Origin of the sequence: Acidaminococcus hominis (assembly GCF_900291475.1) — a bacterium.
Classification (GTDB): Bacteria; Bacillota; Negativicutes; order Acidaminococcales; family Acidaminococcaceae; genus Acidaminococcus; species Acidaminococcus hominis.
The window spans coordinates 157,993-173,262 of sequence record NZ_OLMM01000001.1 but is presented as its reverse complement, the minus strand read 5'-3'; the positions used below and the strand labels follow the sequence as shown (position 1 = coordinate 173,262).

Sequence of the window (15,270 nt, the reverse complement as noted above, 5' to 3'; positions counted from 1 at the left end):
GGAATTTTACATAAATTTTGGGGATTCTTGGCACGATAGAGGGTGGCTTGCGGAATAGTGCGGTCAGCGGACTTCATGGTGCTAGTGCGGGGAATCCTCGAGCGGTTCGCCGTATTCCAGTCGCCATCGCCTTGCAGGCTCGGTTCCTGGACGGCTGTCGCAGGGGTCGTATATTCCATTTCTCAGCGGCTAAGGCCTTGAGAAATGGATACGACTCCCCCCGAATGGGAAACGTCCGTCCCCTTTTGGGGCTAGTGCGGTGAGGATGGTAGCTCAACTACAGAAAAATTGCCCACGGGCAATTTTTAGCTGCAGAAAACTCTGTACCGGATTTTTGGTCGTGCGGTCTTCGGGGTGTAGTGCGAGAATCTTGGTTTTGAACCCCATCCGCCGGCGAGTGCGCCGACACCTTCCCCTTTTCCAGTGCACGCTGAGCAGTGCACTGGTAAGGAGAAGGCAGTAATTAACTTCCTCCGTCAGCCTTTGGCTGACACCTACCACACGCTTGTGGTAGGCATCCAGACCACTACTGGTCAATTGTTAGTCGTTACAATCGCATTCCCACTACATTAACTGTTAAAACACCTACAGAACCGGCCAGCACGTCCTCTGCCCTCCCCGCCTAACAGGAAGGGGAGAGACGGGCCACACCAAGAATCCAAGGCCCTGGGTGGGGAAGGCTCCTTCTGCGGCGCTGGCGCCGCAATAAAATGGCTGGAGGCAATCCATCGTGGATTGTCTCCAGCCATTTCGTATATTCTATCTTGATTCCTCAACAGCTTGAAGCCCTGCTTTTCGGGCTTCAAGCTGTTGGAAGTGCTCCGTTTTCCTGAATTCCGACTGTTACGGTACGCTCTAAACTTTCTTGCTTACGTTTAAAGTCTTCTGCTTATTGTCACCCCATATGTTACCCCTCTTTGTGCTCCGGTCCAGCCTGTCACTCGCAGATCTGCGCCCCAGGGGTTCTCTTTCGTTGCTTTGCTCTGCCAACCGAGCTCCAGCATGCCGCTGCTTCCCTGGACGCTGGGGGCGGGGGTGCTAAATTCTCTGTACTGGGCTCTGGCTTCTCCGTCAAATTCGTAATCCCAGCCCAGGCCGGCATAGATGGTGTTCTGGGCGCCCAAATGTCTGGTCCAGCGCAGGCCGAGTCTTGTCCGATAGGAGTTCACGCTGTCCAAATGGTAGTCGCCGCTGCCTAGATTGGTATGAATAGCGGTGGTATCGCTGCCCAGATGGGTCCAATAGAATTTGCCGTAGTAGTCAAAGTCGTCCTGGCCTTTGGAGATGATTTTCCCCAGGCCCAAATGGGCGGCGATATATTGGGAACCGGTATCGTAGGAGGCTCGGTGACCGGCTAGCACGCCCCGGAAATCTCCGGACAGGTATCCGGCCCGGAGCATGCCTTCGTAATGGAGGCCGCTGCGCAGGTCTCTGCGAAGCAGCAGGCCGGCTCCCAGGTAGTGCTGGTCGCCGTCGCTTCTGGCGCCGCTGTCCAGGTGGCTGGTGTAGTTGCCGTTGCCGTACTCAGCAAAGGGCATGAGGGTATCGGCGTGATTGCCGTCAAAGGTGCGTTTCACAAAGCCCAACTCGGTGTTAAGGCCCTGGCTGTCCACGTAGGAGCCGGTGTCATAGCGCAGGTCGTGGCCGCCGATGACGGCATAGGGGATAAATTTGGCTTCCACGGAATGGTCTTCCAGCCAGGCTGCTTCGTAGGCTGCCACAGCCGAGGCATAGCCCTGGGTGGCGGCCAGGTCGGAAGCGTTCACCAGTTCGCTGATGGCGGCTTCCCGCTGCTCGGGGATCAGTTTGGTATCGGGGTTCAGGAAACCTTTGTCCCCGGCGGGGATGTACAGGACAATGGTATTGGGGTCCTGTTCTTTAATGAGGACTTTGTGCTGGACAAAGCCGGGGTCCGTGACCACGTCTTTGCCGGTGATCATGCTGTAGGTGGTGCCGGTGGTGCTGATGGTATTGGCATCGTGGAGCAGGTTGATGACCTGGCCAGGGCTCAGTTTCACGCTGTCGTCAATGCCGCCGTTCACTGCTGCTCCATGGACATCCGCTGTGTCCGTGACTTCCAGCATGGTCTCTCCCGGAACGGTGCCGGCCGGCACGTAGAAGTTCAGGGTCTGGAAGTAGTCCAGATTCTTGACGGTCTGGTCTTTGGTGTAAAAATTCAGGGTGTTGCCGGTGCTTTCGAGTTCGCTATAGCCGCCGTAGAGGCTCATCATGGTGCCTAAGGTGCCTCCGGTGATGGTGACCGTGTTATCGTTGGCTGCGCCCTGTACCGATGCGCCGCCCACGATGTAGTTGGTGTCCCCTTCCGTCGTGCCAATGGTACCGCCGGAAATGGTCAGGGTATTGCCTGTAGCATCGCCGCTGACGGTGGTGCCGGCAGCTACGTTTTGTGCGACTGTGCCGCCGGAGATGGAAACGCTATTGTCCGAGACGGTACTGGCGCCTTCGGCTTCGGCACCTTCGCCGCCAATTACATAATAAGTGACAGTACCGCCGCTAAGGGAAACATGGTTTCCTGAAATGGTCCCTTCTTCGCCCAGGATGGTGGCCCCGCCTACCAGTCTGGCAGCGGTACCGCCGCTCATGCTGGCGGTATTATCTTTGACGTTGGTGCCGCCATAGCCGCCTACGGCCGCTGTAATATCCCCGTCATAGACGTAGAGGGTATTCCCGGTAGTATCGCCTTTTGCTAGATTTTCCGTATTTCCTTCTGCATTGGTATACTCCAGTTCATTGGCCCGGCCAGCGGCTGCGGTGAAAATAGTGCCGCCTTTGATGATCAAAGTATTGCCGGTGGCGTCGCCGGTCTCTGTCACACCCGCTGGCAGTGAGGCAATGGGTTCGTATTCGGCGGCTGAGCCTGTAGCCCCGCCGTACACATTGAAATAAGTGCCGCCCTCCACGGTTACAGTGTTGTCAGAAGCTGTGCCTATGAGAGCCCGGCCGCCGACGATTTCTTTCATCTGTGTATCGGCGGTGACATTGGTAAGGGAAACGGTATTGCCCGAAGCGGTACCATGTGCAGTATAGCCGCCATAGGCATCGCCGCTTAGGGTGGTGCTCGTCAGGCTGGTGGTGTTACCCGTGGCATCGCCGTAAACAGTATAGCCGCCGTAGACATCGCCAGAAAGGGAGACATCAGAAATTTTGACAGTGTTTTGGGACGCATCACCCACCGGTGCGGTCGCTGTGGGAATATAATAATCAACATAAAGGTTCACATAGCCGCCGTACACATTGCCTGCAGCAGCTGCTGTGCCGCTGATTTCCACGGTGTTGCCGGTGGCATTTGTGGGATTGGGGGTAAGGGAATAGGAAGTACCGGCATTGAGTGCCGCGCCTCCAGCTACATTTCCTCCCACGGTGCCGCTGGAAATTTTGACGGTATTATTGGCAGCATTGCCTAAAAGGGAGCCGCCGCCATAGACATTGCCTGCAACAGCTGCTGTGCCGCTGATTTCTACGCTATTCTGGTCGGCGCTGCCAAAGGGAGCCCAGCCACCGCTGGCAGCGGGCATTTGGCTGTCATTATAGGTAATTTCACCGCCGGTGAGGGTGACCTGGTTGTTGGATGACGTTCCTCCATAACCATTTGCATAGCCGCCTATCAGCATATAATGATCCGTTCCGCCGCTCATAATCACACGATTGTTTGCCGTGTTTTCCCCATTGCCTCCGATTGCCTGGTTCACAACGCCGCTTTTGACTTCCACCGTGTTGGCATTGGCGTCACCCTTTAGGGAAAAACCGCCATAGGTAGTGCCGATATTATCGGCTGCCGTATCAATCAGGACGTAGTTTCCCAGCGCATCGCCTGCATCAACAAACCCACCGTAGTTTGGGCCTGAAGAACCATAGATTTCCACCCGGTTATTGCTGGCATTATTGCCATTCCCACCTGTTATAGAGCCAACGGCACTTGTACTAGCAATGATGACGGTATTCCCCTCAGCTGGTCCAGAAGAGTAACCTCCAACGATATCCAGGCTGGTAAGGCTGCTGTTTGTGACAGTTACCGTATTCTTTGACGCGCTGCCTGCTTGTTCATCAGCAGCCTTACCACCATAAACGGTTGCTCTTTTCAGGTCCAGCGTAGCCTCCGTAACGGTCAGTGTATTGCCGCTGGCTGTACCGGTATCGCTGTTGCCGGTCGTTTCCGCCTGGGTAATAGCACCCGTCACGGTAACCGGATCCGCCATAGCCGGAGCGGCATACAACCCCATACCCAAAATGCTGGAAAGAATCACCGCTGTGCAGCTGCGCTGCTCTTTACTCCCCATAAAAATTGCCAGAAGTCCCCTTAGGACAGCTGGCCTGCCTCCCTTCACCTATACCGAAAATGCCCCCTAAGACATTTTCGCACCAAACCTCCAATGTGGCCAAATTGCTTGTTAAAGAGTGAGATACTTTTTTATACCCGTATTATAGCATGAGAGTAGAAATGTAGTTATTATATTTCGGACAATTTTCTAGGAGTGGTTATTTGTGGAAAGGGATTATGGGTTTTGGGTGGGGCTCGCTGTGTCCCCTATTGGCACCTACGGTGCCACTTTCCCTAAGGGAAAGGTTTGTCCCCATTTGGGGCTAGTGCGGTGAGGACGGTAGCTCAACTACAGAAAAATTGCCCTTAGGCAATTTTTTGCTGGAGAAAACTCTGTACCGGGTTTTTGGTCGACGTTCTCAACGGGTGTAGTGCGGGTATCCTACTTTTGAACCCCATTCGCCGGCGAGTTCGCCGGCACCTTCCCCTTTTCCAGTGCACGCCAAGCAGTGCACTGGTAAGGCGAAGGCAATAATTAAACTTTCTCCGTCAGTCACGCAGTGACTGACACCTCTTTAGTGGTTCGCGGCTAGCTGCGCAGCTGCGTCCTATGGACTTGCTTTGCAGGCCGCTATCACATGGGTCGTGTATACCAAACAGCTTTTAGAATACTTGTAGCGCTGTTTGGACACGACCGCAATGCTTGAAAGAGGCTTCCAAACCACTACTGGCCAAGTAAAATCTAAAATATAGTGCTGATAAGAAACTGAACCGTGGTGTTTATGCATGCTTCCTGCAAACGTGTAGGAAGTGGCGCCGCAAGGCGTCGATAGAAGTTTGGTTCTTGCATATGCGGTGCTAGCGCCGTGAAAAGGCTGGTTAAACTTCCTCCGTCAGCCTTTGGCTGACACCTACCACAGCGGTTCGCCGTATTCCATTCGCCATCGCCTTACAGGCTTGGCTCCTGGACGGCTGTCGCATGGCTCACATTAGCCAAGAGCCTTTTGGCTCTTGGATGTGAACGCAACGCTTGTGGTAGGCTTCCAAACCACTACTGGTCAATTGTTAATCGTTACGATAGCTTTACCACTACATTCACTATCAAAAACACCTACAGAACCGGCCAGCACGTCCTCTGCCCTCCCCGCCTATGAGGAAGGGGAGGGACGGGCCACACCAAGTATTCAAGGGCCCTGGGTGGGGAAGGCTCCTTCTGCGGCGCTGGCGCCGCAATAAAATGGCTGGAGGCAATCCATCACGGATTGTCTCCAGCCATTTCGTATATTCTATCTTGATTCCTCAACAGCTTGAAGTCTGTTTTTTAGGCTTCAAGCTGTTGGACGTTCTCCCCTTGTACTATTTCTCTATTTCCTACTTTTACCTTAGAACTTATACTTCAGTGCAAATGTGAACGCATTGCTCTTCACGCTGCTGCCTTTCTGGTACTGGTAGCCGATGCCGTAGGTCATGCGGCCGTGTTCGGCTTCCAGGCCCAATCTGCCGTAGAAGCTGCCGTCGTCGGCGACTTCATACCCGAAGGTATCGGCAGCGCCGTTCAGGCTGACTCTGTCGTTGCCGTCTCTGTCGCCGAAGGTCCACAGGTAGCCTACTTCAGCCACAGGTTTCAGGGTCCAGCTACCGGTCTTTACGGTGTTGGTGTACCGTACGCCCAAGGGTGCCAGCCACAGGTTGGAGGCGTCGCTGTCGTGGTGGATGCCCAGGCTGTCGGTGTAGTCGCCGTAGTCCAGGTGTGCGTAGCGGATGCCTACGTACGGGGTCAGGCTGCCGCCGGCTACGTCAAAGTGCTGCTCTGCCCGGACGCCGGCGCTGAAGGCGTTGGAATCCACGGAGCCGGTGACTTCTTTGCCGCTGCCGTTGAGGGTGAGGTCGTTCTTGCCGCGCAGCCAGGAGATGTCTCCCAAGTAGGAGGTGCGGCCCTGCTCCACTCTGCCGTACAGGCTGGCACCGTAGTATTTGGCTTCGTTCTTCACGCTGGTGCCCAGGGTGTTGCCGTCGATGTCGCCATCGATGTAGGTCAGGGCTGCACCGGCGGTTACGCCGTTCTTGCTGTACAGGTCGGCGCCGGCTACGATACCGTTATACTGGCTGTCGTAGTTTGCTCCGCCCATGGCGTCCAAGGACAGGCCGTCGATGTCTTCTTTGTCGTGGATGTAGTGGGCCCAAACGTCCTTATCTTCGTCGTGGTTTGCCAGATGGTTCATCACGGCGTTGTCAAACAGGTTGTTTGCTGCATACAGGCTATGCTGCACGCCGCCCAGTTCGCTCATTGCGTTGACGCTGTTCATAGCGGCTGCCTGGCCAGCGGTGGTGGGGTTAATCTGGTCGTTGGCGGCTGCGTTAAAGTAGTCTGCTGCTGCGCCGGTGCCGGCGATGGCTGCATTCACTACATTCGGAGCATTCAGGGCATTGCCGTAGACGTTTTTAGCGTCCTGGTTTTCTGTGGTAACAGAGAACTTGCTGGCACTGTTGTCATCTGCGCCCACAAATTTCAGCAGCTTGTTGTGGGCCAGTACCTGTCCGGCGCCGGCTCCAGCTGCGGCGTAGGCGTTGTTGCCGCTTTGGACGTTGCCGCCGCTGAGGATATTGGCGGAAAAGTTCAACCCAAGGAAAGACGCATTTTTAACAGCTGCCCAGCATAACGAAAAGCAGGCAGCCACCAAACGGGATTAAGGAGGTCTGCCTGCTTTTCACAAAGTGGGAATTATGATCATGCTCCCAGGGGGAGCCAACCATCGGTATGAACGTGCTCAGGGTGGTTGGGTGGTTAACCCATACGCTCTTGTTGAAGCTCTAGTATCATCATAACAGCAATAAAAGTGGTTTTCAATTATACGAAAGTATACACTTTTATCTTTTTGGTCAGTTGTAAAATGAACTTGAACAGTTAATCAAAAAATAAAAATCCATAGTGAAGCCTCATGCTAAAATGGTTTTGCGAGAAATCATCAACAAAGGAGCAATCACGATGGATCACATCCATTCTAAAACAATGGANGGTCAGTTGTAAAATGAACTTGAACAGTTAATCAAAAAATAAAAATCCATAGTGAAGCCTCATGCTAAAATGGTTTTGCGAGAAATCATCAACAAAGGAGCAATCACGATGGATCACATCCATTCTAACACAATGGAGGACGTACGTATCCCCGGCCGCCATCTTTCTTTGGAAGAACGTGGTATGATTCAAGCTCTGCATCGTCAAGGGCTTTCCCTTCGCAACATTGCTGCTGCAGTAGGATGTGCTCATACGACTGTTTTCTATGAGCTTCGGCGTGGAACGCCGGAACGAAAAAGCAAGCACGGTCGTGCCCCACAGTATATGGCAAAGCGCGGTCAGAAGGCATACGCAAAGAATCGCAAGAACTCCAGGAAGACTTGCAAAATCGATCATGACGACTGCGAATCGTTCATCCAATGGATGGTAGAACAAGTCCGCCAGGAACGTTGGTCACTGGATGCCTGCGTTGGCTATGCTAGGCGGAACAAGCTATTTACGCCGGAACAGATTCCCTGTACCAAGACGCTTTACAACATGCTTTGGGCTAATAAGCTTCCGCTGTCGCTCTTCGAAGTCCCGCGAGCCTTAAAGCATAAACACCGTCGGAAATGGGTACGTAAGAACAAGCGTATGAAGGGTCGCTCCATTGAGGAACGTCCTGCCGTCGTCAATGAAGGTACCGAAATTGGCCACTGGGAAGTGGACACGGTCGTTGGTCAGCGTGCAGGCCGTGAGGCAGTAGTCTTCACTGCTGTTGAAAAGGTTACGCGCAACTACATCGCCATCCGCATTCCTGGACGTACCTGTGCCGGCGTTGAATCCGCTCTTGCACAGTTGCAGGAGCTATATGGCGCAGAGCGCTTCAGCCAGATTTTTAAGACGATGACGGCCGATAACGGTCCTGAGTTTGAGAACTTGTCACAGTTCGAGAGTCTCGGCACCAAGATGTACTTTACACATTCGTACAGCTCGTGGGAACGGGCTCAAAACGAACGCCACAATGGCTTGCTGAGGGATTTCATCCCAAAGGGCATGTCCGTAGAGCGGTTCTCTGATGAGGATATCCTGAACATGGCAGATACGCTGAACCAGCGCCCACGTCGTGTTTTGGGCTACCATACGCCGTCAGAGCTATTTGATGCATTCCTCGATGAAGTTTATGCTATTGAGTGTGTTNTAGAGCGGTTCTCTGATGAGGATATCCTGAACATGGCAGATACGCTGAACCAGCGCCCACGTCGTGTTTTGGGCTACCATACGCCGTCAGAGCTATTTGATGCATTCCTCGATGAAGTTTATGCTATTGAGTGTGTTTCTTGATTATAGTTGTTCAAATTCAACTTGCAATTTACCCTTTTATCTTTTTATCAGTTTTTATGCGTTTTTTCTTGCTTTTTATGCGATAAAGGAAAATAAAATATGCCGGGAATGGGACTTGCGGACAAGGCAGTGTTTGGGCTGTCAGAAGCGATTAGAACGGGTTCTGGGGTTGCTGGTCCAGGTATTAGCCTGGAAAAGCTGGAAAATTGCTTTGTTAACACTTTAGTGTGTTGTATTTCATTTTATTCATGTTATAATAAAGATACAAGCAATGAATTTCTAGGAACCGATTTCACAAGGTATAGGTAATTCATTATTGACGGACATGCGTTTTTCACTTGTGGACGGAGGACGAGAAATCCACGGCTTTAGCAGAGCTTCTCCCCCATGGAGTTCTGCGGCGATAACCTATCCCCCGCAGGTATGTTCCCTCCCCTTGGAACGAATCCTGCCTCCTTTCCCGTTTTGTTTTTGAAAAAGACAGCCTGTGTTGCCACCCCCATTGGCACACAGGCTGTCTTTTTTGGTTGTGGGGGGAGATGCAGTACGGTCAGCGAACTTCCTGGTGCTGGTGCAGGGAATCCTCGCGAATTTTTAATAACAGTACGGTCGGCAGGGTCTAGCACTGGTGCCGGGGTTTGAGAAGCAACTACAGAAAAATTGCCCAAGGGCAATTTTTAGCTGGAGAAAACTCTGTACCGGATTTTTGGTCGACGTTCTCAACGGGTGTGGTGCAGGCAGCCTACTTTTGAACCCCATCCCGGCTGCGTTTTACTCTTGGGCGCAGCCACCCTTCCCCTTCTCCAGTGCACGCCAAGCAGTGCACTGGTAAGTGGAAGGCAGACGCGGCGCCGGCGCCGCGAAAAGCTTTGATAAACTTCTATCGTCGCCTATGGCGACACTTCCTACACGCTTGCAGGAAGCGTTCTATAGCCACTACTGGTCAATTGTTAATCGTTACGATAGCTTTACCACTACATTCGCTATCAAAAACATCTACAGTCCCGGCCAGCACTACCCCATGCCCTCCCCGCCTATGAGGAAGGGGAGGGACAGGCCACACCAAGAATCCAAGGCCCTGGGTGGGGAAGGCTCCTTCTGCGGCGCTGGCGCCGCCATATATTCTGAAAAAGCACCGCACAGTTTCGTAGAAACTGTAGTACGTCGTCCTTTTTCTTCAGCACTACCTGTCAGCCCCCATCCAATCCCCCGATTTCACACAAAAAAGCATTCCGCCAAAAGTTCTATACTTCTGGCGGAATGCTTTTTTTACCTTATTTCACATTTACATACGTCTTGTAATCGTTACACCATATGTGAAGCCTTGTTTCACTCCGTTCCACCCGGTGACTCTCACATCGGCACCCCAGGGGTTCTCTTTCGTAACTTTGCTCTGCCAACCTAATTCCAGGAATTCGCTGGATCCTTTCATGCTGGCGTCGGGGGTGGTGTAGTCTCTATACCGGGCGGTGGCTTTGCCGTCAAATTCGTAATCCCAACCTAAGCCGGCGTAGAAGGTGGTGGTGTCTTCATCCAGATGTTTGGTCCACCGGAAGCCCAAGCGGGTCCAATAGGAATTGACGCTGTCCAGTTCGTAATCGGCGCTGCCTAAGCTGCTGTGCAGGGTGACGCTGTCGCCGCCCAGATGGGAATAGAAGAATTTGCCGTACAGGTTGTAGTCGTTGCTGTCCTGGCGGTAAATCTTGCCCAGGCCGGCGTGAGCGGCGATGTAGCCTGCTCCGGAGTTATAGGTGGTGCGGTAGCCGGCAATGCGGCCGGCATAGTCGCCGTTAAGGCGGCCGGCCCGCACCAGGCCTTCGTAGTGGACGCCGTTTTCCTGGTCTCTGCGAAGGAGGATGCCGGCGCCTACATACCGCTGGCTGCCGTCGCCCCGGGTACCGTTTTTGTAGCTGGTGTAGTTGCCGGTACCGTATTCTACAAAGGGCATGATGGTGTCGGCGTAGTCTTTCTTGAAGATTCTCCGGACAAAACCCAGTTCGCCGTTGAAACCATTGGTATCCACGGTAGAACTGCTGTTGTAGCGCAGGTTGTGACCACCCAGCATGACGTAGGGGGTAAACTTGGCTTCTACATCCCGTTCTTCTCTAGCTGCGATTTCTTCTGCGCTGAGGGTTACGTTGGCGTTTTTGGCGTCTGCGGCGTCAAGGGGTGAAGCGGCCACCATGGAAGTGCTTTGTCTGATGCTCATACCTGCCGGGCTGGAAATGTAGGGGCTGCCCATCATATCCATGGCGGCATGGTCGTCTTCCCGAAGCCGAGCGGCTTCGTGGCTTTCGCCCCAGGCGGTCAGGGCTGCCTGGAGACCGTCGGTGACGGCGGCATCGGAGCCATTGGCTACCGTGCTAGCAGCATTGGCTTGGCCGTCAGCGATCACCTCTGTATCCGGGTGCAGAATGGGCTGGCTGTCGATGGGCACATACAGGACAATGGTGTTGGCGTCCTGGGGCTTAATGTAAGCCCGACGCTGGAGGAAGGCGGCGTCGGTAACGATGTCCTTGCCGTCCATCATGGCGTAGCTGGTGTCCTTGGTGTTGATTTCGCTATTTCCGTCGTGGATCAGGTTGATGACTTCGCCCGGGTTCAGCTGGGTGGTATCCTCCACCCCGGCGTTAATGGCTGCGCCGTGAACGTCGGCGGTGCCCGTAACCTCCAGCATGGTATCCCCAGCCTTGGCGTTTGCTGGCACGTAGAAGTTCAGGGTCTGGAAATAGCCCAGATTTTCTACCGTGTTGTCCTTGGTGTAGAGATTCAGCGTATTGCCGGTGCTTTCGGTGGTGCTGTAGCCGCCGTAGAGGCTCATCATGTGGCCCAGAGTACCGGCATAGACGTTGACGGTGTTGCTATCGGCTGCGCCGTTATCCGTATAGCCTGCGGCAATCAGGTTGCCGTTGGTAATGGGATTGCCGTCATCATCTACAGCCTCGGTGGTGCCGATGGTACCGCCAGAAATATTCAGGGTGTTGCCAGTAGTTTCACCACTTGGCGTTTTGCCGCCAATCAGGTTCTTTTGGATGGTACCGCCTTCCACCGTAACAGTATTGCCATAGGTATCACCAGGCATAGTCGTGTACGCACCAATGACATTATCAGCCGTTACGCCGCTGCCAAGGGTTACTTCGTTTTCAAACACATGGCTGCTCACGTCAGCCGAGCTTTCTTCTGTGCTTTTGGTTACATAACCGCCGTAGATATTTTCTGCGGTAACACTGCCGCCGCTAATATCCACCTTGTTCCAATAGGCACAGGGATCTCTGAGAACAGTTAGGCCCTCGTAAGTGTATTGTGATAGCCCGGAAGATTTGCCGCCAGCAATCGTAGAAGCACCGGAAATATTGGCCGTCGTAATGGTCAGCTGATTTTCAAGGGCAACATTGTCACTTTCGCCAGCATAAATGGTTTGTGCATCGGTTATAGAGGTTCCCGTAATCTCCAATTGGTTATTATGGGCCATAATGTTTCCTTTGCCGCCTATCAGAAGTGAAGCTTCTGGTGGAATTGGCTCGCCGTTCGTTTCTGTCTCATAGGTCAGAGAACCTCCCGAGATAGTAAGTTTGTTGTTTTCGGAAGTTTCATTAGCATAAGCATTAACAAGCATCTGCAAACCCGAGATTTTGGCATTGGTCAGGGTTGTAGAATTGTCGAGGGCATTTTCATTGGCATTATTCGCAACAAGCATAAGCATATTGCTTACTCTAGAATCGGAGATGGAAAACGTATTATTGGAAACCGTCCTGCCATAGGCTCCTATAAGAGTAGAGGAATTGCTGTTGGAAAAAGCCAAATCACTGCCTGTAATGGAAAATTTGTTATCACTGGTGGTTTCGTCGTTTTTGCTGCCATAGATTTGGCTAAGGCCTGTAATGGTGGAAGTATCAATAGATAATGCATTGTCCTTGGCATAGCTGTTATTTCCGCTAGCCACAGCTAATTCAAGGTTATCTCCAGTAATGGTTGCCTCTTTCAGGTTGACTTTGTTTCCGGAAACATTTCCATTATAGGCATAACCCCCATAAAGTTGTTCCAGATTTGTCAGCTCTGTGGCTTCTATATTCACTTCATTGTTTTTAGCTTCATAAAAGTCATCCTTACTATAACCATGGGAATAGCCGCCATAGATTGCCGCAACCTGGCTTTTATCCATTTGGGAAAGCGAAACTTTGTTATTGGAAACAGCGTCATGACCTGCATACCCGCCATACAAAGACGCATTTTCTGTAAGTGTGGATTTCTCCAGTTGTATGGAGTTCTTTTCAACGGTTCCCTCAAAATGGCTATAGCCGCCATACAAGGAATCAACACCTACTTCTGAATTGTTCTTAACAATGACGTTATTGTCCGATACATTCCCTTCAAAAGAGAGTCCGCCATATAAGGAGGTATCCCCGTACACCGAGGAATTGTCTAAGGTGACTGTATTCTGACTGACGTTTCCTTCTTCAGATTTGCCGCCAAAAATACCCCTCGCTTCAAGTTTCGTCCAGTTATAGTCTGGTGTCTCTGTTCCCAAAGCAGCGGTTGTATTGGTCAAGGTTACTGTATTAGTTGATGCATTTAAACCGCTGTAGCCTCCGTAGATGTTGGAGATTTCGGTCCCGATGGTACTGTCATTGATGGAAACGTGGTTATCAATGGCTTGTCCTCCATCAAAGTCATCTCCATCCGAAATATTGGTTGCTACCCCGTCGGCAATCGTATGGGTGATTTGACGGAATTCGCTCCAATGGCTATAGGAATCCGACCGACTTACTGTAACTGGCAAAGAGGCCTCTTCATCCCCTACACTTGCGCTGTAAATCTGGACCTGATTCTGTATGGCATTTTCAAACGTGGCCTGGCCGCCAATTACTGTAGACCCAATGATAGGCTTTGTAGAACCATCTTTTTTGCCAATGGTCACGCTATTTTTTTCGGCAGAAATGGAACTGCCATTCCATTCAAACATGCCCTCTGAATATCCGCCCCAAATGTTGGCGACGCTTCCACTGATTACATCTACTGTATTAGAAACGGCACCGCCATGGCTCATGCCGCCAAATACGCCGTCAATACTGGAATCACCCTGGATTGTCACGTGGTTTTCAATGGCGCTGAAGCCCAAGTAAGCGGTTTCGAAATCACCGCCCTGTCTATTGGCATTGGCATAAGCAGAACCACCGATAACCATATGGCTAATACTATCCGTGATGGAAACCGTATTGTATTTTACATCCCCATTGGGGCAGAGATAGTTTGCTTCAGAAAAACCGCCAATAATCACGGCATCGTAACCATAGGAACCAGAAAAAGTTACAGCATTGGAATTGGCTTCTCCGAAGTAATTCATGCCGCCTACCATAATATCGTTTAGACCGATGTTTCTGGCTATTATGGTGTTATTTGCAGCCGTGCCCTGGGTAGCATAGCCGCCGTACACCTTACTATAAAAGTTGTCCTTTATTGTGGAAATGGTATTCTCCGTAATACCTTCTTTGCTATAGGTGCCGTCTGCTTCCTTTTGGGCAGTAGTCCCCAGATACACAGCATTTTTAACCACCGAAGCAGTTCCCGCGTCAAAATAGTACCTATGGATCCAAATAGATTGAGGATCGTCAGGTATTCCCTGGGCGCCGCCATAGACTGATACTTCACCAGCATTTTTAACTGCTGCAGCAGTCACCGTATTTCCAGAAATCGTAAATTGTTCCTTATCGTTATCGACCTGGGGTTCGCCTACTGTCTCAACAGTAGGCTCTTTTGTTGCTTTATAATCACTGAGAAAGCCACCAAAAAGGAAAACCTTACCGCCTTCCTGCCCAATAGCAGTATTGCCGGCAATGGTCAGACTGTTATTACTCACCGTCGTTGCTGCAGAATTCAGATTAGAAGCCACCACGCCGCCAAAGATATTGGAGCCGGGGCCAGAAGCTGGGATTGTTCCCCCGGAAATGGTCAGCGTATTGCCAGAGGCAGAAGTTTTGCTGCCAATACCGCCGTTATCCAGATTAATCGCAGTCGTTTGCACGCCGCTGGTTTTGGTTTCGACCTTTACTTCGTCCCCGCTGATGGTCTTCGTCTCTGCCCAAGCAGGTACTGCGTACAGACCCATCCCCAGAATACTGCTAAGCACCAATACCGTCAAAAGCTGTTTTCTTTGTCTAAAACTGTGTTGTTTTCTACCATTGTTATTCCCCATTTTTATGCCAGTGCCCCCTACGGCACCGACTTTCCCCCTTTCGCAAGGCAAGCAAAGGTTTTCCCGCAACCTTTGAGTTATAAGGTTTTTGTTATAATATTTATCACATCTTTCTACTTTATTATAGTCTTGTTCTTTTATAAAGTCTAAGGAAAGAATAGTTATAGACAGGAACTAAATTGCATGAAAGGATAAGTGTACAGAAAGGTACATGATACAAGGGAGTGTGTGGTAGAGCGTTAAAGAGTACAAAAAATTGTGTGGGTGGAGGGGATAGGCAAAACTGCTGTTGTGATTTCCCTATTGGCACCTGCTGGGGCCAGTTTCCCTAAGGGAAAGGTCTGTCCCCGCTGGGGCTAGTACAGTGAGAATGGTAACTCAACTACAGAAAATTTTGTACCCGGATTTTTGGTCGACATTCTCAACGGGTGTAGTGCAGACATTCTACTTTTGAACCCC

The 15,270-nt window shown here is 51.6% G+C and carries 3 protein-coding genes and 1 pseudogene; 1 reads left to right on the top strand and 3 read right to left on the bottom strand.

The window, feature by feature from the left end; all coding sequences use genetic code 11:
- Positions 1 to 875: 875 nt before the first annotated feature.
- Together C7E10_RS00700 and C7E10_RS00695 are read right to left on the bottom strand one after the other, a co-directional pair.
- Positions 876 to 4,298 (bottom strand): beta strand repeat-containing protein, encoded by a 3,423-nt coding sequence (locus C7E10_RS00700; RefSeq protein ID WP_105325472.1) that lies wholly within the window; start codon positions 4,296 to 4,298, stop codon positions 876 to 878.
- A 1,363-nt stretch (positions 4,299 to 5,661) separates the two neighbouring features.
- Complete coding sequence (locus tag C7E10_RS00695) at positions 5,662 to 6,900, bottom strand: autotransporter outer membrane beta-barrel domain-containing protein (protein WP_158572343.1); 1,239 nt, start codon at positions 6,898 to 6,900, stop codon at positions 5,662 to 5,664.
- A 503-nt stretch (positions 6,901 to 7,403) separates the two neighbouring features.
- Between C7E10_RS00695 and C7E10_RS00690 the strand changes: the two are divergent.
- Positions 7,404 to 8,465 (top strand): annotated as a pseudogene (locus C7E10_RS00690) (IS30 family transposase); the annotation flags it as partial.
- Between the two features lie 1,438 nt (positions 8,466 to 9,903).
- Here the strand turns inward: C7E10_RS00690 and C7E10_RS00685 are convergent.
- A complete protein-coding gene (locus tag C7E10_RS00685; protein ID WP_146109026.1) occupies positions 9,904 to 14,757 on the bottom strand; it encodes an autotransporter outer membrane beta-barrel domain-containing protein in 4,854 nt (1,617 codons plus the stop codon).
- Between the last annotated feature and the right edge of the window lie 513 nt (positions 14,758 to 15,270).

What these genes read in the sequence shown, in the direction of transcription:
- C7E10_RS00700 (WP_105325472.1), bottom strand. Translation starts at nt 4,298, where the DNA reads ATGGGGAGTAAAGAGCAGCGCAGCTGCACAGCGGTGATTCTTTCCAGC.